Annotated in this window: 18 protein-coding genes and 1 pseudogene; 5 read left to right on the top strand and 14 right to left on the bottom strand. The window is 69.2% G+C overall.

The features are described from left to right. Nucleotides 1–2: 2 nt before the first annotated feature. Nucleotides 3–1,424, bottom strand: coding sequence for a dihydropyrimidinase (hydA, locus tag V8688_RS11915; protein ID WP_218718332.1), 1,422 nt, complete (start codon nucleotides 1,422–1,424; stop codon nucleotides 3–5). Further along, nucleotides 1,421–2,260 (bottom strand): nitrilase-related carbon-nitrogen hydrolase, encoded by an 840-nt coding sequence (locus V8688_RS11910; RefSeq protein WP_342800802.1) that lies wholly within the window; start codon nucleotides 2,258–2,260, stop codon nucleotides 1,421–1,423. The genes hydA and V8688_RS11910 overlap by 4 nt, the downstream gene beginning before the upstream one ends. 122 nt (nucleotides 2,261–2,382) lie before the next feature. Between V8688_RS11910 and V8688_RS11905 the strand changes: the two genes are divergently transcribed. The 3 genes from V8688_RS11905 to V8688_RS11895 all read left to right on the top strand — a co-directional run bounded on the left by V8688_RS11905 (nucleotide 2,383) and on the right by V8688_RS11895 (nucleotide 5,957). After that, the gene (locus V8688_RS11905) at nucleotides 2,383–3,780 is read left to right on the top strand and encodes an aminotransferase class I/II-fold pyridoxal phosphate-dependent enzyme (RefSeq protein WP_218718334.1); all 1,398 of its coding nucleotides are present in this window, start codon (nucleotides 2,383–2,385) and stop codon (nucleotides 3,778–3,780) included. 261 nt (nucleotides 3,781–4,041) lie between these two features. Continuing rightward, entirely contained in the window at nucleotides 4,042–5,160 is a 1,119-nt protein-coding gene (locus V8688_RS11900; protein WP_342800801.1) for a class I SAM-dependent methyltransferase, read from the top strand. 104 nt (nucleotides 5,161–5,264) lie between these two features. Then, nucleotides 5,265–5,957 (top strand): peptidylprolyl isomerase, encoded by a 693-nt coding sequence (locus V8688_RS11895; protein ID WP_342800800.1) that lies wholly within the window; start codon nucleotides 5,265–5,267, stop codon nucleotides 5,955–5,957. A 306-nt stretch (nucleotides 5,958–6,263) separates the two neighbouring features. Here the strand turns inward: V8688_RS11895 and arc are convergent, their stop codons facing one another. Next, nucleotides 6,264–8,024, bottom strand: coding sequence for a proteasome ATPase (gene arc / locus V8688_RS11890; RefSeq protein WP_218718337.1), 1,761 nt, complete (start codon nucleotides 8,022–8,024; stop codon nucleotides 6,264–6,266). 201 nt (nucleotides 8,025–8,225) lie between these two features. On the opposite strand from arc, the gene V8688_RS11885 reads away from it, so the two are divergent. Continuing rightward, nucleotides 8,226–8,750, top strand: coding sequence for a hypothetical protein (locus tag V8688_RS11885; protein WP_342800799.1), 525 nt, complete (start codon nucleotides 8,226–8,228; stop codon nucleotides 8,748–8,750). A gap of 89 nt (nucleotides 8,751–8,839) precedes the next feature. Here the strand turns inward: V8688_RS11885 and V8688_RS11880 are convergent, their stop codons facing one another. Continuing rightward, entirely contained in the window at nucleotides 8,840–9,355 is a 516-nt protein-coding gene (locus V8688_RS11880; RefSeq protein ID WP_342800798.1) for a DUF4442 domain-containing protein, read from the bottom strand. A 112-nt stretch (nucleotides 9,356–9,467) separates the two neighbouring features. After that, nucleotides 9,468–10,301, bottom strand: coding sequence for a tRNA (adenine-N1)-methyltransferase (locus V8688_RS11875; RefSeq protein ID WP_218718340.1), 834 nt, complete (start codon nucleotides 10,299–10,301; stop codon nucleotides 9,468–9,470). 120 nt (nucleotides 10,302–10,421) lie between these two features. Here V8688_RS11875 and V8688_RS11870 point away from each other — a divergent pair, with 120 nt between their 5' ends. Then, nucleotides 10,422–11,321 carry a RecB family exonuclease gene (locus tag V8688_RS11870; RefSeq protein ID WP_342800797.1) on the top strand — a complete coding sequence of 300 codons (900 nt, stop codon included), beginning with the start codon at nucleotides 10,422–10,424 and terminating at the stop codon, nucleotides 11,319–11,321. Between the two features lie 45 nt (nucleotides 11,322–11,366). Here V8688_RS11870 and V8688_RS11865 read toward each other — a convergent pair whose 3' ends face one another. From V8688_RS11865 to V8688_RS11825, 9 genes and pseudogenes are all read right to left on the bottom strand, one after another. Further along, nucleotides 11,367–12,494, bottom strand: coding sequence for a putative sulfate exporter family transporter (locus V8688_RS11865; RefSeq protein WP_342800796.1), 1,128 nt, complete (start codon nucleotides 12,492–12,494; stop codon nucleotides 11,367–11,369). Continuing rightward, on the bottom strand, nucleotides 12,494–12,628 hold the full coding sequence (locus V8688_RS11860) for a hypothetical protein (RefSeq protein ID WP_342800795.1): 135 nt from the start codon (nucleotides 12,626–12,628) through the stop codon (nucleotides 12,494–12,496). Before V8688_RS11860 ends, V8688_RS11865 begins: the two co-directional genes overlap by 1 nt. A gap of 366 nt (nucleotides 12,629–12,994) precedes the next feature. Further along, nucleotides 12,995–13,846, bottom strand: coding sequence for an ATP phosphoribosyltransferase (gene hisG / locus V8688_RS11855; RefSeq protein ID WP_218718343.1), 852 nt, complete (start codon nucleotides 13,844–13,846; stop codon nucleotides 12,995–12,997). A 55-nt stretch (nucleotides 13,847–13,901) separates the two neighbouring features. After that, on the bottom strand, nucleotides 13,902–14,165 hold the full coding sequence (locus V8688_RS11850) for a phosphoribosyl-ATP diphosphatase (RefSeq protein WP_110041330.1): 264 nt from the start codon (nucleotides 14,163–14,165) through the stop codon (nucleotides 13,902–13,904). Between the two features lie 278 nt (nucleotides 14,166–14,443). Then, nucleotides 14,444–16,258, bottom strand: a complete 1,815-nt coding sequence (locus V8688_RS11845) for a choline/carnitine O-acyltransferase (protein ID WP_342800794.1) — start codon at nucleotides 16,256–16,258, stop codon at nucleotides 14,444–14,446. Between the two features lie 9 nt (nucleotides 16,259–16,267). Next, entirely contained in the window at nucleotides 16,268–17,083 is an 816-nt protein-coding gene (locus V8688_RS11840; protein ID WP_218718345.1) for a class I SAM-dependent methyltransferase, read from the bottom strand. Nucleotides 17,084–17,095: 12 nt separating this feature from the next. Further along, nucleotides 17,096–17,959 carry an arpA protein gene (locus V8688_RS11835; RefSeq protein ID WP_342800793.1) on the bottom strand — a complete coding sequence of 288 codons (864 nt, stop codon included), beginning with the start codon at nucleotides 17,957–17,959 and terminating at the stop codon, nucleotides 17,096–17,098. A gap of 154 nt (nucleotides 17,960–18,113) precedes the next feature. Further along, the gene (locus V8688_RS11830; RefSeq protein ID WP_308248469.1) at nucleotides 18,114–18,809 is read right to left on the bottom strand and encodes an HAD family phosphatase; all 696 of its coding nucleotides are present in this window, start codon (nucleotides 18,807–18,809) and stop codon (nucleotides 18,114–18,116) included. Between the two features lie 77 nt (nucleotides 18,810–18,886). Next, nucleotides 18,887–19,575 (bottom strand): annotated as a pseudogene (locus V8688_RS11825) (serine/threonine protein kinase); the annotation flags it as partial.

Genomic DNA, 19,575 nt, shown 5'->3' with positions numbered 1-19,575 from the left:
TCTTACAGGAGGTTCTGCGACAGCCCGCGCCGCACGAAACGTCCGTGCCCGGCGCGGCCGTGATAGGCGCCGTCGTCGACGATCACCCGGCCACGCGACAGGACGGTGTCGACGTGCCCGTCGATCTCGAAGCCCTCCCAGGCGGAGTGGTCCATGTTCATGTGGTGGGTCTTGCCGAGGCCGATGCTGGTGTGCCCGTTCGGGTCGTAGATCACCACGTCGGCGTCGGCGCCCGGGCTGATGACACCCTTGCGCGGATACATCCCGAACATCCGGGCCGGCGCGGTGCAGCAGACCTCCACCCAGCGCTCCAGCGACAGGCGCCCGTCCTTGACACCCTGGAACAGCAGATCCATCCGATGCTCGACGCCGCCGATGCCGTTGGGGATCTTGCTGAAATCGCCGAGCCCGAGCTCCTTCTGGTCCTTCATGCAGAACGGACAGTGATCGGTGCTGACCGCGGTGACGTCGCCGGTGCGCAGATAGCGCCACAACTCGTCCTGATGCCCTTCCGCCCGCGACCGCAGCGGGGTCGAGCACACCCATTTCGCGCCCTCGAAACCCGGTGCCCCCAGCTGTTCTTCGAGCGAGAGGTACAGGTACTGCGGACACGTTTCGGCGAAGACGTTGTGCCCCGCGTCGCGTGCGGTGACGATCTGTTCCATCGCTTGCTTGGCCGAGACGTGCACCACGTACAGCGGCGCGCCGGTCAGCTGCGCCAGCATGATCGCGCGGTGGGTCGCCTCCTCCTCCATCTGCCACGGCCTGCTGGTGCCGTGGAAGTAGGGGGCGGTGTCGCCGCGGGCCAGCGCCTGCTCCACCAGCACGTCGATGGCGATGCCGTTCTCGGCGTGCATCATCAGCAGCGCGCCGAGGTCGCCCGCGGTCTGCATGGCCCGCAGGATCTGCCCGTCGGTGGAGTAGAAGACACCCGGATAGGCCATGAACAACTTGAAGCTGGTGACTCCTTCGGCGACGAGTTCGCTCATCCCCTCGAGGGATTCGTCGTTGACATCACCGACGATCTGATGGAACCCGTAGTCGATCGCGCAGTTGCCCGCCGCCTTCTCGTGCCACTCGGCCAGGGTGTCCTGCACCCGCTGCCCCGGCTTCTGCACCGCGAAATCGACGATCGTGGTGGTGCCGCCCCAGGCCGCGGCCCTGGTCCCGGTCTCGAAGGTGTCGCTGGCCTCGGTGCCGCCGAACGGCAGCTGCATATGGGTGTGGCCGTCGACGCCGCCGGGGATCACGTACTTGCCGGTCGCGTCGATGACGGTCTCGGCCGACGCGGCCAGGTCGGCCCCGAACACGGTCGAACCCGGGTGCAGGACAGCGACGATCGTCTCGTCCTCGATCAGCACGTCGAGGGGCTGGGACCCGGTAGCGCTCACCACCGTTCCGCCGTGGATGAAGGTGCGCATCACGGCTCCACCAGCGCGCCGTAGGCGTCGGGTCGGCGGTCTCGATAGAAGGCCCACCGATCGCGCACCACCTTGATCAAGTCCATGTCCAGGTCACGGACGACCAATTCCGGTGCGGTATCGGAGGCGACCTCGCCGACGAATTTCCCCTCGGGGTCGACGAAATAGCTCGTGCCGTAGAAATCGTCGTCGCCGTATTCGGCTTCGATACCGACCCGGTTGATCGCGCCGATGTAATACTCGTTGGCCACCGCGGAAGCCGGCTGTTCGAGCTTCCACAGATAACTCGACAGTCCGCGCGAGGTCGCCGACGGGTTGAACACGATTTCCGCGCCCGCCAGTCCGAGGGCACGCCACCCCTCCGGGAAATGGCGGTCGTAACAGATGTAGACCCCCACCTTGCCGACCGCGGTGTCGAATACCGGCCAGCCCAGATTGCCCGGCCGGAAGTAGAACTTCTCCCAGAAGCCGTGCACCTGCGGTATGTGGTGTTTGCGGTATTTGCCCAGGTAGCTACCGTCGGCGTCGATCACCGCCGCGGTGTTGTAGAGCACGCCCGGTTGCTCCTGCTCGTACACCGGCAGCACCATCACCATGTTCAGTTCGGCGGCCAGCGCGGCGAACCGCTCGGTCGTGGGGCCCGGCACCGATTCGGCGTAGTCGTAGAACTTCGGGTCCTGCTGCTGGCAGAAATACGGTCCGTAGAACAACTCCTGGAAGCAGATCACCTGCGCGCCCTGCGCCGCCGCCTCCCGGGCGTAGTCCTCGTGGGCTTTGATCATGGATTCTTTGTCGCCGGTCCAGGTGGTCTGGACCAGGGCCGCTCTGACGATTCCCATGCTTTGTTATATTGCCCCCTCCGACGATCGCATTGTGTTACAACTGCGCGGAAACAGTTTCGTTGTCGTAAAACATGGCGGTGTACCGGGGATAGGGTCTGTTACGGCCGCAGAATGGGGCCATGACCGACGCCTCGCCGACCGTGCTGCCCGCGGACTTCGCCGGGGACCTCGACGAGCGCAGCGCCGCCGGGATCGCGGCCGCCGTCGGCCGCCGGATCCGTTCCGGCGCACTCGCTCCCGGCACCCGGCTGCCGACTGTGCGCGAGGTCGCGCGCGAACTGCGAGTCTCCCCCGCCACCGTCAATCAGGCGTGGCGGGCGCTGGCGGCCACCGGCGCGATCGTCGCCCGGGGCCGGGCGGGCACCTTCGTCGGGGAGCTGCCCGCCCCGCCCGCCGGGCGCTATCAGCGGCTGCATTCGCCCTCCGACAACGCTTTTCGTGTCGACCTGTCCCGGGGCACCCCCGATCCGGCACTGCTGCCCGATCTGGCCGCCGCCCTGCACGCCCTGTCCCGCGACACCGCGCCGGGCGATCTGTCCGCGCATTATCTCGGCGAAGCGGTCCTGCCCGCGCTTGCGGCGACGCTGCGGGCCGACTGGCCGTGGCCGTGCGAGCGGCTGGCCGTGCTCGACGGCGCACTCGACGCCGTCGACCGGCTGCTCGCCGCGCATGTCCGATTCGGCGATCCGGTCATCGTCGAGGACCCCTGTTTCCCGCCGTTCCTGGACCTGCTGGCCCGGCTGGGTGCCCGGCCGATCCCCGTGCGCCTCGACGAATCCGGGTTCCGCCCCGAGGAATTCGCGCGCGCCTTGACCGGCCCCGCACCCCGCGCGGTGATCCTGCAGCCCCGCGCGCACAACCCCACCGGCGCCTCCCTCGACACTGCTCGGATCCGCGCGCTCGCCGCGCTGCTGGCGCCACACCCGGCCCTGATCATCGAGGACGACCATTCCGCGGGCATCGCGACCAGCCCACTGCGCTCACTCGCCGCCCGTTTCCCCGACCGCGGCGTCTACATCCGCTCGTACTCCAAATCCCACGGCGCCGACCTGCGTCTGGCCGTCGCCGGCGGCCCCGCGGCCCTGCTCGACCCGGTGGTCGAGCGCCGCATGCTCGGCCCCGGCTGGTCCAGCCGGCTGCTCCAGCGCGTTCTGCTCACGATGCTGTGCGACGCGGACGCCCGCGCCACCGTCGCCCGCGCCCGCCTGGAGTACCGCCGCCGCGCCACCGCCCTGCGCCGCGCCTTGGCCGCCCACGGCGTCACCGTGTCCCCGGGCGACGGCATCAATCTCTGGCTCCCCGTCCACGACGAGAACGCCGCCATGATCAGCCTCGCCGCGGCCGGCATCAAGGCCGCCCCGGGTGGCCCCTTCGAGGTGGGCCCCCACCCGCCCGCCGACCACCTCCGCCTCACACTGGGCGCTCTGACCCCCGACACCGACCTCCCCTGGCTGGCCGCCGAGCTCGCCACCGCCACCACCGCGACACCCACTTACCGCCGCATCCGCCGCCCCTGAGCGGTCGCGAGCGCACCCACCGACGGCGGTGACCACCCTGTCCGGGCACGACCCGGCCGGGCACGCGCGGTGCCGATACGGCAGAATGGAGCTTTCCTCCCCCTCGAAAGGCAGCAGTGGTGACGCTCGGCATGGTCCTCGGCGACGCAGACCCGCGCATTTCGGCGCGGTAGCGATCGAGGCTGTCCGTTTCACCCGCTCGCACCCCGGCGTCGAAGTGCTCGTCGTGTCACCAGCACCATCGACCACCGGGAGACTCCCGTGTCCACCATCGTTTGGACCGAAGACCGCATCCAGCACACCGCGCCGTGGCATTCCGAGAACGGCGCACCCGCGCCGACCGCCGTGGCGACCGCCGGCGATCGCCTGCCCGCCGATCAGGCGTTCCGGCGGATCCAAGCCGGCGAATCTCTGCTCTGGCAGGGCGATTACCACAACGGCCGTCAGCTCCTGCAGGCGCTGGCCCGTCGCGCCGACCGTGCGCGCACCGTGGCGCCGACCGGTGACCTGACCTCACGCTACGACCACGAGCGGGCCAGGAAGCGCCGCCGCGCGGGCATTCTCGGCGCCGTCCTGGTCCAGCTCGACGACACCAACGACCTCGACCTGCGCCGCGCCCCCGATGTGCGGGCGGCCTGCACCGCCGCTTACGGGCCCGCCACCGCGGGCCGGGTCGTCACCTTTTCGGAACTGCTCGGGGTGCTCAGCTCCTATCGCTGGCACCAGCAGGGGGTCGAGGTGCCCGCGCTCGGCGCGCGCATCCATCCCGGCTACGGGGTCTTCTCCCCCACCCGGGGCGAATACGTCGACCTGGTCGCGGACGCGCCGCTGAATCCCGAGGTGCGCACCGCCTTCGATCTGGGCACCGGCACCGGCGTGCTCGCCGCGCTGCTCGCCCAGCGCGGCGTCTCCCGGATCGTCGCCACCGACATCAACCCGCGCGCGGTGCGCTGCGCGACCGACAATCTCACCCGGCTCGGCTACGCCGACCGGATCACCGTCACCGGTCCCACGCTGTATCCGCAGGGCCGCGCCGATCTCGTCGTCTGCAATCCGCCCTGGTTACCCGGCACCCCGACCTCCGATCTGGAACGGGGTGTCTACGACCAGGATCAGTCGATGCTCACCGACTTCGCGTACGGTCTGCGCGCGCATCTGACGCCGCGCGGTGAAGGCTGGCTGGTGCTGTCCGACCTGGCCGAGCTGCTCGGTCTGCGCTCGGCCCGCCACCTCCCCCGCCTGCTCGACGACGCCGGACTACAGGTGCTGGCCCGCTCGACCACCCGGCCGCGGCATCCGCGGGCGAGCGATCGCGACGATCCGCTGGCCGCGGCCCGCACCGCGGAGACCACCTCGCTGTGGCGATTGCGAGCACGCTAGCCCGGCCACCGAGTTCGGCCGGTCCCTCCCCGTCCGGCGGCCGCGGCTGGCAGGATGCGCGGTACATCGTCCGGCAGCACCCATTCCGAGGAGACACCGTCCAGGTGAGCAGTCATTCGCAGGACCGTTCCATCGTCGGCACCACCCGGCGGGCCGCGCTCGGCCTCGCCGCCGCCGCCACGGCGCTGGTGGCGATCGCCCCCGCCGCCCAGTCCGTCCCCGCCCACCAGGCGGTCGTCCCGGGCTGCGCCCCGGCCGTCGCCGGGGTGCCGAACGGCAAGCAGTGGGCCGCCGAGCCCGCCCTCACCATCGACCCCGCCGCGTCCTACACCGCGACGCTCGACACCACCTGCGGCGTCGTGTCGATCGAACTCGACGCCGCCGCCGCGCCGCGCACGGTGAACTCCTTCGCGTTCCTGGCGAACGAGGGCTACTTCGACCACACCCGCTGTCACCGGCTCACCACCCAGGGCATCTACGTCCTGCAGTGCGGCGATCCCACCGCGACCGGCATGGGCGGCCCGGGCTACAAGTTCGGCGATGAGAACCTGGCCGGCGCGGTCTACCCCGCGGGCACCGTGGCGATGGCCAACGCGGGCCCCGGCACCAACGGCAGCCAGTTCTTCCTGGTCTACCGCGACACCCAGCTGCCGCCGAACTACACCCCGTTCGGCCGGGTCACCGCGGGCATGGACGCGCTCACCACCATCGCGAACGCCGGTGTCGCCGGTGGCGGGGCCGACGGCACGCCGGTGGCCGATGTGGTGTTCAACGCGGTGACCACCGCACAGGCCTGATCAACGACCGAGGGCCGCGTCTCCGGGAGTGGGAGACGCGGCCCTCGTCGGACGGCTGGTGATCAGCCGGCGCTGATCGAGCTGAACAGGTTCTGAATGGTCTGCAGGATGATCTCGGTCAGCAGATCAGCGGCGGAACCGGCCATGACAACACTCCTCGTTTACGGGTCCTCATCAGGTGCGACGAACATGTGAAGCGTGCCCTATCCACTCTGTGTCGCGTGGCGTTTTCGGGAAAAAAATCACACATTCCCGGTACGCGAGAAGGCCGCGTCCCCGGGGGAACGCGGCCTTCCGTCGTAGGGCTTACAGGTACTGACCCGTATTGGACTCGGTGTCGATCGCCCGGCTCGCCGAGGCGTTCTTGCCGGTGACCAGCGTGCGGATGTAGACGATCCGCTCGCCCTTCTTGCCCGAGATCCGAGCCCAGTCGTCCGGGTTGGTCGTGTTGGGCAGGTCCTCGTTCTCGGCGAACTCGTCGACGATCGAGTCGAAGAGGTGCTGTATCCGCAGACCCGGATTCCCGGTGTCGAGCACGGACTTGATCGCGTACTTCTTCGCCCGGTCGACGATGTTCTGGATCATCGCGCCGGAGTTGAAGTCCTTGAAGTACAGGACCTCCTTGTCACCGTTGGCGTAGGTGACCTCCAGGAACCGGTTGTCGTCGCTCTCGGCGTACATCCGCTCGACGACCTTCTCGATCATCGCGTCCACGCACGCGGCCTTGTCGCCGTCGAACTCGCGAAGATCGCTCTCGTGCAGCGGCAGCGTCTCGGTGAGGTACTTGGAGAAGATGTCCTGCGCCGATTCCGCGTCCGGCCGCTCGATCTTGATCTTGACGTCCAGGCGGCCGGGCCGCAGGATCGCGGGGTCGATCATGTCCTCGCGGTTGGACGCGCCGATCACGATGACGTTCTCGAGACCCTCGACACCGTCGATCTCCGAGAGCAGCTGCGGCACCACGGTGGTCTCCACATCGGAGGAGACACCCGAACCACGGGTCCGGAAGATCGAGTCCATCTCGTCGAAGAACACGATCACCGGGGTGCCCTCGGAGGCCTTCTCGCGGGCCCGCTGGAAGATGATCCGGATGTGGCGCTCGGTCTCACCGACGAACTTGTTGAGCAGCTCGGGGCCCTTGATGTTGAGGAAGAAGGACTTGGCCTCCTTGGCGTCCTCACCACGGGCTTCGGCGATCTTCTTGGCCAGCGAGTTGGCGACGGCCTTGGCGATCAGCGTCTTACCGCAGCCGGGCGGACCGTAGAGCAGCACGCCCTTGGGCGGACGCAGCGCGTACTCCCGGAACAGATCCTTGTGCAGGAACGGCAGTTCCACCGCGTCCCGGATCTGCTCGATCTGCCTGCCGAGGCCGCCGATGTCGGTGTAGTCGACGTCGGGAACCTCTTCCAGCACAAGGTCTTCGACCTCGGCCTTGGGCACCCGCTCGAAGGCGAAGCCCGCCTTGGTGTCGACCAGCAGCGAATCACCGGGCCGCAGTTTGCGAATCGGGGAGTCGGGGTCGTCGATGTCGTCGTACTCGGCGATCTTGGACAGCGGCCCGGACAGCCAGACCACGCGCTCCTCGTCGGCGTGACCGACCACCAGGGCCCGCCTGCCGTCGTCGAGAATCTCGCGCAGCGTGCCGATTTCGCCGATGGCGTCGAAGTTCCCGGCCTCCACGACCGTGAGCGCTTCGTTGAGGCGCACGGTCTGGCCGTACTCGAGCGTCGCGACGTCGATGTTGGGCGAGCAGGTGAGGCGCATCTTGCGACCGGAGGTGAAGACGTCGACCGTCTGATCCTCGTAGGTGTGGATGACGATGCCGTAGCCGCTGGGCGGCTGACCCAGGCGATCGACTTCCTCACGCAGGGCGATCAGCTGCTGGCGCGCTTCCTTGAGCGTGTCCATCAACTTGCCGTTGCGGATGGTCAGCGAATCGATCCGTGCTTCCAATTCGCGTGCGCGATCCGGCGAGTCGGCGAGTTGTCTGCGAAGAGCAGCCGCCTCGGCGCGTACCGCCTCGAGCTCTCGCCAGGCCGCCGAATCCGAATTCTCGTTGGGGCTCATGATGCTGCTCCTCCCAGTCCCGGTCTTTCAACGCTACCGGGCGCGGTCCGTTCTCGCTTTCCGACATGGTTTCGTCGTGATCACATCTTGTACGGCAGGTACGACATCGGCCGCCGAATTACGCGTGTTAGGCTCCCCTAACACCCCGATCCGGGGCAGCAGGCGAGAGCACTCGCCCATCGAGCCGAAAGGTTGCCGAGCATGCTCCTTCCTACCCGCACGATCCGTGTCACCGTCGCTACCGCCGCTGCGGCGCTCGCCGTTACCGTCGGACTGACCGGTTGCGGCGGCTCCGACGATTCCTCGACGAAGGCCACCAGCAGCAGTACCAGTATCGCGGCCGCTCCGTCCAGCATTTCGGCAACTCCGTCCGGTGACAACGCCGCCGCCCCCACCGCCGATTCCCTGAAGGCGACACTGATCGCGTTCGCGGACCCGGCGCTGTCCACCGACGACAAGGCCGAGCTCATCGTCAACGGCGACGCGCGCAAGTCCAACATCGACCAGATGAACGGCATGCTCGCCGGCTACACCCTCACCTTCGCCGTCGACAACGTCGTGACCAGCGGGAACACCGCTACCGCCGATGTCACCATCACCTCGCCGCACGGCACGGCGCCCGCCTTCCCGGTCACCTGGGAGCAGGTCGCCGGCACCTGGAAGCTCTCCGACGCCAGCGGCTGCCTCCTGCTGGGCTTCGCGCAGGCCCCCTGCACGCCCGCCTGACGCCCGCTACAGCCTCGGCTACCCGTCGGGGTCCAGCCGGGGCCGTTCGCCCGCTGTGCACCGCACAGGGAAGCCGCGGCGGCCGGTTCCTACGGTCGGTCCGGCAGCCGCCGGACGTAGAGTTGCTGGGCCGCGCGGGCGACGAGGGCGCCGCTCGCGTCGACGATCTCGGCGCGGTGTTCGGTGATCGACTTCGCGCCCGTCGCAGTCGCCGCGCGGATGCCGGCGACCTGGTCGAGCGACAGGCCCATGGTGGCGGTGACGGTGCCCCGCCCCGGCCGGAGGAATTCGATGGAACCGGTGATGTTCCAGATCCGGTAGCCGCGCCCGAGCTGTCCGTAGGCCATGATCGCGAAGAACGGGTCGGTCATCGAGTACAGGGTGCCGCCGAACGCGGCCCGGTTCGGGCTGTTGCGGTTCCACGGACGCACCCGGTAGGCGACGCTGACCGAGGTCCAATCGGCGGCGATGTGTTTCACCCGAACCCCGCCGAACAGGTATGGCGGGAAGACGTTGAACACCGCGCGATACAGGCGCGGGGAGTCGCCGGGATACAGCATCCCGGCGGACGGATCCTTCGTCGCGGACGATTCGGTTTCCGGCATGCTGCCCCCTCCGAGCGCGACCCGCCGGGTCGCGATCCACGCCGCTCGACCGCGAGCGGCTCCCGCATCGCACCTTAGTGGCGCGCCGCGCGAGCCGCCACGGGTCCGGGTATCAGCCCTTCGACGGCCGACGCTGCGGCTTGGGGGTGACCGTGCCCTCGGCGAGGCGACGCGCGCTCACCAGGAAGGCGGTGTGGCCCTGCATGCGATGTTCGGGCCGCACGGCCAGGCCGACGACGTGCCAGCCGCGCACCATCGACTCCCACGAGCGGGGTTCGGTCCAGCATTCCTGCTCGCGCAGCGCTTCGACGACCTTCGACAGCTGGGTCACCGTCGCCACGTAGACGATCAGCACACCGCCGGGGACCAGCGCCTTGGACACCGCGGGCAGCGCGTCCCAGGGGGCGAGCATGTCCAGGACGACCCGGTCGACCTGCTCGCCCTCGTACTGGGCGACATCGGCGACGGTCAGCGACCAGTTGGCCGGGCGCTCGCCGAAGAACGTCTCGACATTGCGGATGGCGTGCTCGGCGTGGTCGTCGCGGATCTCGTAGGAGATCACCTCGCCCTCGGGGCCGACCGCGCGCAGCAGCGAACAGGTCAGCGCGCCGGAACCGGCGCCCGCCTCGAGCACCCGGGCACCGGGGAACACATCGCCCTCGTGGACGATCTGCGCCGCGTCCTTCGGGTAGATGACGGCCGCGCCCCGCGGCATCGACAGCACGTAGTCGACGAGCAGGGGGCGCAACGCCAGGTAGGGGGTGCCGTTGGTGGACTTCACGACGGTGCCCTCGTCGGTGCCGATGAGGTCGTCGTGCTTGATGCCGCCGCGGTGGGTGTGGAATTCCTTCCCTTCCTCCAGCACCACCGTGTAGAGGCGCCCCTTGGCATCGGTCAGCTGCACCCGGTCCCCGATGGCGAATGGACCGGTCCGTCTGGCCGTCATGTATCTCCGTTCTTCGAGTGGACCTCTCAGCCTGCCAGGTCGGGGTGCCGTCGCCGGAACGGGGTGAGGCGGAGGTGAGGTGCGGCACGCGTGTCGGTGGGTGCCGATACTCTGCGAACCATGTCAGTGCCCGTGTCCGCGTCCCTTGCCGACGACACCGCCGACGGTCCGGCCCCGCGGTCGCGACCGGCGCTGTCACCTTCGCGGGCAAGCGATTTCAAGCAGTGTCCGCTCAAGTACCGGTTGCGGGCGATCGATCGGGTGCCGGAGCCGCCGACGCGAGCCGCGGTGCGGGGCACGGTGGTCCACGCCGTGCTCGAGGATCTGTTCGGGCTGCCCGCCGCCGAGCGACACCCGGCCAGGGCGGCGGAGTTGGTGCCCGGGGCGTGGGATCGGGTGCGCGCCGATCGGGCCGGGATCGACGAGCTGGTCGCCGAGGGCGGTCCCGAGGCACTGTTCGACGAGGTGCGCGGGCTCGTCGAGAGCTACTACGAGCTCGAGGATCCGACCCGGTTCGAGGCACACGCGCGCGAGGAGCGGGTGGAGGTCGAGCTGGCCGGCGACATCCCGTTGCGCGGGTTCGTCGACCGCATCGATGTCGCCGCGAACGGCCTGCTGCGGGTGGTCGACTACAAGACCGGCCGCGCCCCCGGCCCGACGCACGAGGCGCGTGCGCTGTTCCAGCTCAAGTTCTACGCGCTGATGATCCTGCGCACCCGCGATATCGTGCCCGCCCAGCTGCGGCTGATCTACCTGGCCGACAAGGTGCTGCTCACCTACTCCCCCGACCGCGACGAGCTGGAACGCTTCGAACGGATCCTGACGGCGCTGTGGCAGGCGATCCTGGAGGCGGGCCGCACGGGTGATTTCCCGCCCAACCGCAACACGATGTGCCGGTTCTGCGATTTCCAGCACCTGTGCCCGGAGTTCGGTGGCGCCCCGCCGCCGTATCCGGGCTGGCCACAACAGGCGCCGGTGGAGCTGGGGCTGCCGGAAGCACGGCCCGCCGAAGACGTCTGAGCCCCCGGTGCGCGGCCGCCGCCCTGCGGCGACGGCCGCGCACCCTCACACGGTGAAGTCGCGGAACAGCAGCACCGAAAGCCCGAGGCCGACAGCCAGATTCACCACGACCGCTGACCCGAAGACCGCGATCGGCCGCCAGCCCGCCTCCCGCAGCCCGCGCAACGAGAACTCCAGGCCGATCGAGACGAAGGCCAGGATCAGGAACCAGGTGCGCAGGTCGTTGATGATCGCGATGTGCGCCGCCCCGGTCTTCTTGTCGACCGACTGCAGGTACAGGGTGCCGATGATCGAGGCGGCGAGGAAGCCGAGCACGAACTTCGGGAATCGGGACCAGAATTCGCCGAGGCTGGGTCTGGCCGCGCCCGGCGTGCGGTCCACCCGGAAGGCGAACCAGGCGGTCAGCGCGATGGCCACGAGCCCGATCAGCGCGTTCTGCGTGGTCTTGACGATCGTCGCGATCTTCAGCGCGTCCTCACCGGCCAGCGCGCCCGCCGCGGCCACCGCGGCGGTGGTGTCGATGTTGCCGCCGATCCAGGCGCCCGCCACCGCGTCCGACAGGCCGAACGCGTCGGCGAGCCAGGGCAGCAGGAAGATCGAGGGCAGCGCGAAGATGATCACCAGCGAGGCCGCGTAGGCGATCTGCTCGCGCCGCGCCTGCACGGCACCGGCCGCCGCGATCGCCGCGCTCACCCCGCAGATCGACACCGCCGAGGACAGCAGCGCCCGCAGCTTGTCGTCGAGCCCGAGCTTGCCGCCGAACCACCAGGTGAAACCGAAGACGATGGTGATCAGCGCCAGCGCCTGGATGATCGACGGCCCGGCCGCCGTCACCAGGATCTTCAGATTGATCGACGCGCCGAGCAGCACCACACCGGTCTTGATGAAGAACTCGGTCCGAAATCCGGCCGAAAGCCGTTCCCGCAGGCCGAGTTTGCTCAGGATCACGTTGCCGATCAGGCCGATCGCGATCGCGTACACCGGGTACTCGACCGACTTGGCGATCCGCTGGAACGGTGTGTCGGCCGCCCACTGCGGCACCTGGGTGTCGAAGAATCGGGTCAGCGCGCCCAGGGCCAGCACGAGCAGGATCCCGGCGACGATGTCGGTGACCGTCGGCCGCGGATTCGCCTGTAGCGCCGCTGTTTCCGTGGTGGCCTTCGCCTCGCTCATCACGGCACCAGCCAATCCGGGATCGCCCCGGCCAGCACCAGACCGATCAGCGCGAGCCCGACGATCGTCGCCAGCCAGTCCTCATTCCAGGTGAATACGCTGCCCGGCCGCGGCTCGGGCTGTGTCTGCGACACGGTGACTCCTCGGGTTCCTCATCGAGAGTCCGCAAGGTAGCAACGCCGTCGCCTCCCGCACACCGATTGCGCTCACCCTGAACCGATCTCGCGCACCCCGTCGACCACCGCCTACCGACGACAAAGCCCGCCGGGTTCACCGAACCCGGCGGGCTGCTCATCACCCGCTACCGCAGGCGACGTTCCTCTTCTTCCTCCAGCCGACGCCGCTCTTCCTCGCGCTCGACCTGTTCCTTCTCGATCTTCTCTTCGTGCTCGTTCTTGTTCGACATGGTCGCCCCGATCATCGATCGCCCGGACAAATCCGCCGTCCATCCTACCCGCGAGCGCGGACGGTGAGTCGCGTCCGCGCTCGGGGGCGGGCGCTCAGAACGCGCGGCAGGAGCGGATGTCGGTGGCGAGGATGGCCTTGGCGCCGAGGTCGGCGAGGCGGTCCATCAGGTCGTTGCCCTGCTTGCGCGGGACCAGGGCGCGCACCGCGACCCAGTCGGGGTCGGTGAGCGGGGAGACCGTCGGCGACTCCAGGCCCGGCGTGATGGCGACGGCCTCGTCGAGCAGCGACTTGGGGCAGTCGTAGTCCAGCATCAGGTACTGCTGGGCGAACACGACACCCTGGATGCGCGCGATGAGCTGGTTACGCGCCCGGTCGCCCTGGTCGGAGCCGGTGCGCTCGATCAGCACGCCTTCGGAATCGCACAGCGAGTCGCCGAAGGCGACCAGGTTGTGCTGACGCAGGGTCCGGCCGGAGCCGACGACATCGGCGATCGCGTCGGCCACGCCGAGCTGGATCGAGATCTCGACCGCGCCGTCGAGGCGGATGACCTCGGCCTCGATGCCGAAGCGCGCGAGGTCGGCACGGACCAGGTTCGGGTAGGAGGTGGCGATGCGCTTGCCCGCCAGATCCTCGACCTTCCAGTCCTCGCCGGCCGGGGCGGCATAGCGGAAGGAGGAGCGGCCGAACCCGAGCGAGAGCCGCTCGCTGACCGGTGAACCGGAATCCAGGGCCAGATCGCGGCCGGTGATGCCGAGGTCGAGCTCACCGGAGCCGACGTAGATGGCGATGTCCTTGGGCCGCAGGAAGAAGAATTCGACCTGGTTGGCGGGATCGAGGACGGTCAGCTCGCGGGAATCGGTGCGTTTGCGGTAACCGGCCTCGCTCAGGATCGAGACGGCGGATTCCGACAGCGAGCCCTTGTTGGGAACTGCGACGCGCAACATGGGGGGACCTTTCGGGAGAAGACGAACGGAGGTGTCGACCGGGACGGATCAGCCGTCACAGATGTCGGTACACGTCCTCGAGCTTCAGCCCGCGACCCACCATCATCACCTGGACCCAGTACAGCAGCTGGGAGATCTCCTCGGCGAGGGCTTCGTCGCTCTCGTGCTCGGCGGCCAGCCAGATCTCACCGGCTTCCTCGAGCACCTTCTTACCCTGGAAATGAACGCCCGCGTCCAGCGCGGCCACGGTGCCCGACCCCTCGGGACGGGTCTGGGCACGCTCGGTCAGCTCGGCGAACAGGGATTCGAAGTTCTTCACGAGGAAAGATTGTTTCACACGCCCGCCACCACATTTCCCACACTGCACCCACGCGCGTGGGAAGCGCCCGTGCCCGCATCCCCAGCCCCGTACCCGCGACCCCGAGGAGCAGCGGCCACGCAGTGGCCGGTTCGCGGCCGTCCCGCCGGTCAGGCGCCGTTGCGTAGGCGACGAAGGAGCAAGCAACGGTGCCTGACCGGCGGGACACAAGGGGCCGCGAACTCGAGCGCGCCAGCGCTCCAACGAACACCGCGAACCCGCGGCGCCCGCGCTGTCGACTACCCAGCCAGCAGCACGCGCAGGTCGGCGACCGCGGTGCGCAGGTGGTCGGCGAAGGCGTACATCTGGTCGGCCACCGACTTGGGGGTGGCCAGGTAGATGTTCCAGCGATCCGGCAACAGCACGTAGGCGATACCGATGCAGGTGGGGCTGGTGGAGCCGAAACCGAAGTAGCGGATGTGCACCGACGGCGCCGAGCTGGTGCTCAGGTAATCGTCGCGCATGATCGTCCAGCCGGGGCTGTCGAACAGCGCGATCTGCTCGTCGGCGACGCCCAGTTCCGCGCCGCGGCGGCGCTGGATCCACTGCAGTTCCCACAGGTGCTGCTCGGGCGCCTGACCCGCCTGGCACTCCTTGGCCCGGCCGACGTGCGCGGCGGCCGCCGTGCGGGCCGCGGCCAGCTTGTCCTCGCGCGCGACGGTGTCGTCGACCATCGCGTCGACGAAGGCCACCATCTCCGGGGTCACCACGCGCATGGCCTCGGTGCGACCGTTGCGGAACTGCCTGGTCGCGATGGACTCGTAGGTGGCGCCGGTCAGGCCCTTGCTGCGCCGGTGGGCGAGCTGGTAGGCCAGCTGGGCGAACGCGTCGGGCGAGATGCCGAGCTTCTTCGCCGCGCCGGTGCCGAAGTCGTCGAAGGAGACCAGGGCGGTCGCGGTGTCGGCGGCGAAGCGGGCGAAGTCCGCGCCCGCCGCGGCGATGTCGGCGCGGGCGGCCGAGTCGAGGACGAATTCGACCGGCTCGACCTGCGGCAGCCCCTGGGCCCTGGCACCGCTGGTGGCGGCGTGGTCCTGGGCGGTCCGCTCGAGCAGCGCGTCCACGAACGAGAGCACGGTGGTGCCGTCGAGGCCGCAGTGCTCGATGTTGATGCCGGCTTGGCCGTCGGCGAAGACGATGAACGACACCGACTTGTCGAAGTACCGGTTGGCGCTGTCACCGTGCAGCAGCTGATCGCAGGCGTGCAGTTCGTCGCGCGGGGCGAAGTCCTCCAGGCAGACCGCGAACAGCGCCGTCTCGATCTCGTCGAAGGCCGCGACGTTGGCCGCCTCGGCGCGCAGGGTGGCCCGGCTGCGCGCCCACTCCGCCCGCGCCTTGGTGGTCAGGTGTCCGACCGAGGTATCGGTGGCCGCGGGCTTGGTGCCGCCCTTGATGACCGCGCGCAGCCCGTCGACGACATCGGAGAACGCGTACGGCACGCCGTCGGGGCCGATCACGTCCATCCGGAAGATGTTGCCGCGGTAGAAGACCACGATGTGGCGCGCGTCCGAGGGACCCGGCCATTCCGGGCTGTAGGGCTTGCGCACGGTGTCCTGCACCTCGCCCGGGATGCGGGTCTCGGAGAACAGGTACTTGTTCTGCCACATCGACAGCTGCTGCCCGCGCTGGGTGACCGGCGGGATCCGCTCGGCGTCCAGCGCCAGCTTGTAGTCCACGGCGGCGCCGATGATCGCGGCGGCCCGCTCGGCCTGGCCCGCCACGGTGGAGGCGGCCAGCGGGGTGTCGTCGCGGAACAGGAAGACGAAGTTGGCGTTCAACGCGATCCGGTCGCGGCGGCCCAGGTACCGCGAGGGCCAGAACTCGTCGAGCCAGCTGCCGACCCCCGGAGTGGCGTCGTACTCGGCGAGCGCGGCGTGCAGGGTCCGGCCTGCCCCACCGGGCCGCAGCAGCTCGGCTACTGCGGCCTCGGTGGCGGCGAGTTCCTCGGCGCCGAGCAACGGCTGACACCACTGCAGGAACCGTGCGCAGCTGTCGTCCAGTGTCGGCAGCGGAACCCGGGGCAGGCTGTCTTCGGCGGCGAACGTCGGTTGGTTCAATCCAGATCCTCAGGTCTCGATGGGATGCGGGCGGGACACGAACAGGTTGGCGTAGAGCCAGCCTTCGGCTTCGTGGTCGGTGGTGTCGATTCCCTTGGCCGCCAACGCTTCCAGCACCTGTGCACGTTCCTGGGCCGAAGCGAAGCGCCGCTGCTGGAACATACCGGGACGCTGCTCGCTGCGATAGCCGAGCGCGGCGAGTTCGGCGGCGATCGGGCCGAAATCGAACATCCGCAACACGAAATGCGCCATCCACGGTCGCTTGCGGGGATCCGCCTGGGCGACCCTGGAGAGGGTTTTCTCGGTGATGTAGCCGACGCACCCGGTGGAGATCACCAGATCGGCGGAGGCGAGCACACGACGCTGGGCCTCGGTCGGCTCGGTGGCCTCGAGGTCGGCGTGCACGTAGTCGTGCAGGAATCCGGCGGCATGGGCGTAGGTCAGCGCCGGGCGTGCGGCGTCCATCCCGACGAAGCGTACGTCGGGCATCAGGTCGGCGCGTAACCGCTCCCGATCCGCCGCGATCAGCCCGACCTTGTCGGTCTCGGCGTGGTCGCGATAGTGCCCGGCCAGTTCCTCGACCGTGGTACCGGTCCGCAGCAGCGCCGCGTTCACCCCGTAGGAGCAGCCCAGGTCGAGCACCGTGGGGATCCGGTCCGGACGTGCCGCCCGCAACTGGCGCAACTGCTCCTGGAAGTGCGGCTTGGCCAGCTCCGGGATCCGGTAGTCCAGCTCGTTCATCCGCGCGAAGTAGGCACGCGGATCGGGACTTTCGTAGATGTCGTCGAAGGATGCTTTGCCGGTGGTGTGCAACGGAACGGACATGGGCGGTTCCTCTCAGTCGAGCAGTCGGTCACCTCGGACGGCGTCGGCCGCGGCGGCCACATGGTCGGGCAGGACACGGCCGAACAGCTGCCTGGTGCGTTCGACAGTGCCGATCACCCCGGGCCGGTCCGTGTAGGCGAAGATCGCCGAATGTCGTTGTCCCGCACCGGCCACCTCGGTGACCCGGTGCAGCGAGAAGCGGCCCTTGAACAGCTGCAGGTCGCCGGGACGCAGTTCCAGGGCGCGGATGAACCGCTCACCCTCGCCGGTGAGCACGGCACGCACGTCGTCGAGGTGCTCGGCGTGCGGGTCGCGGATGTTGGGGCAGTATTCGAAGACACCGCCGGCGTCGGGGCGCCGCGTCAGCATGCTGACGGTGAACTCGTTGGTGTCGAAATGCCACGGGTGCGACATGCCCGGCTCGACCACGTTCAGGCACAGACCGGCCAGCGGGTCGGCGAATTCGTGCAGTTCGTCGAGTTCGAAACAGTCGGCCACGAACCGCTGGAAGACGGGGTCGGTGTAGAGGCGCTGGATCAGCGCGTCGACGGGGATGCGGTCGCGGGCGACGAAGGCGTTGCCGCGATCGAGCACGATCCGGGCCGGGTGGTTGGCGGGCAGATCGGCGTCGAGCGGGATGTTGTAGGCGTTGACCCGCTCCACCTGGTAATGGGCGTGCGGGGCGATCTGCTCCCCCTCGACCCGCAGCGTCTCCCACAGCTCCGGGCGGATGAATTCGCGCAGAACCGTGCAGCCGTCCTCGGCCAGTTCCGCGCGGGCGGCCTCGACCGCGGCGCGCCGGCCCGGGCCACCGAGATCGGTGAGCGGATACCGTGCGATGTCGACGATTTCGTCAAGCCCCCGCGTCCCTGTCATGAGTTCAGTTTGCGGGAACTTTCGCCGACACGCCCAGGGTTTCGGCAAATCCGGCCTATCCCGGGCAGATCACAGCGTCATGAAATCAACTGTGCGGCAACAGTTTTCGTACATTCCCTGTCGATAGCGGAATTATCACGGTAGGCTATTCGCCCTATCTCGCTGCGCTGCCGAAATGTTCGTCGCGCACCACGAGCGCGGCCCCCAGATCGTTGGCCGACAAACCCACCAGTGACTCCCGGAATACCCGCCCCGGCGCCTCGGGAACCGCGATTTCGCACGGAATCACGATCAGGCCGCAGCCGGCGCCCTGTGCCGCGAGTGCGCCGGTGGGCGAATCCTCGATCGCCACACAGTCGGCCGGGTGGAGTTCGAGCAGGTCGGCGGCCTTGCGGTAGATGGCCGGATCGGGTTTGCCGTGCGGCACTTCGTCACCGCAGACCGAGATGTCGAAGAAGTCGCGGCCCAGCGTGTCGAGCCCGTATTCGGTGAGCGAGCGCTTGGTGTTGGTGACCAGCGCGCAGCGCAGACCCGCCGCGCGCACCATGGCGAGCGCGTCCTTGGCCCCGGGTCGCCACGGGATCGGACCCAGCATCAGCTCGGTGACCCGGCGTTCGAGGAAATCCCCCGCCTCGGTGATCACCCGCGGCGTCGCCTCGACCCCGATCCCCTCGAACAGCATGCGCAGCGCGTTCGGCCCGGAGGCGCCGATCAGCGCGTGGCGAATCTCGTCGGTGAGCTCACTGCCGTGTTCGCGGGCCAGTTCGCGTACCGCGATGTCCCACAGCTTCTCCGAGTCGAGCAGCGTGCCGTCCATGTCCCACAGCACCGCGGCCGGTCGCGCCCTCACCTGTTACTCGCCTCGTTCTCTCCCCCGCCGGGTCGGCCCGGCGGACGCCGGGCCGCGTTCAGGGTAGCCGGTAGGTGTCAGACCCCGGACCCGGCGATCTGCAGGTTCGCGCCGGTCCCGCTGACCTGGATCCAGCGGTTCTCCGAGGTCACCGTGCCGTTGGTGAGCTGGTAGGTGAGCGAGACGACCGCCCGGTTCTCCCCGCTCGGGGTGATCGAGCCGACAGTCACCGACCGCACCGTCGACCAGAACGAGGAGTACTGCCCGTAGCCACCGGTCTGGGCCTGATAGCCGGGCGCCAGCTGCGCCCAGGCACCGCCGATATTGCCGGGCAGCATGCCGTAGTACCCGGCGATGAACTGGCTGATGCGGTCCGGGCTGGGCGGGCCGAACGGGGTGGTGGTGATCGTGGTGCTGGTCGGGCTGGGGGTGGCGGTCGGCTTGCCCGAGGTGCTCGTCGCGGGCGCCGACGAGCTCGCGCCCGGGGTCGTCGGCCCGGTCGGCGTGGAGCTCGGCGGCGCGGAGACGGTGACCGTCTCCTGCTCCGGCACGATCACCACGGTGCTGACCTTGCCATCGACCACCGTGGTGACGGTGACCGGATCCAGCGCCTGCTGCGTGGGGTCCGTGCCCCGCTCGCGCGTGACGACCAGCACGATCAGCATCACCGTGAACGCGGCCACGGCGGCCGCGAGCAGCAGGATGGCCCGGCTGTTGTTCGACCCACCGGTGCGGGCGGGCGGCCGCGGGCCGGCCGGCGGCGGGC

This window comes from Nocardia sp. No.11 (genome assembly GCF_038752175.1).
Taxonomy (GTDB): Bacteria; Actinomycetota; Actinomycetes; order Mycobacteriales; family Mycobacteriaceae; genus Nocardia; species Nocardia canadensis.
This window is presented reverse-complemented; position numbering and strand designations above follow the sequence as displayed.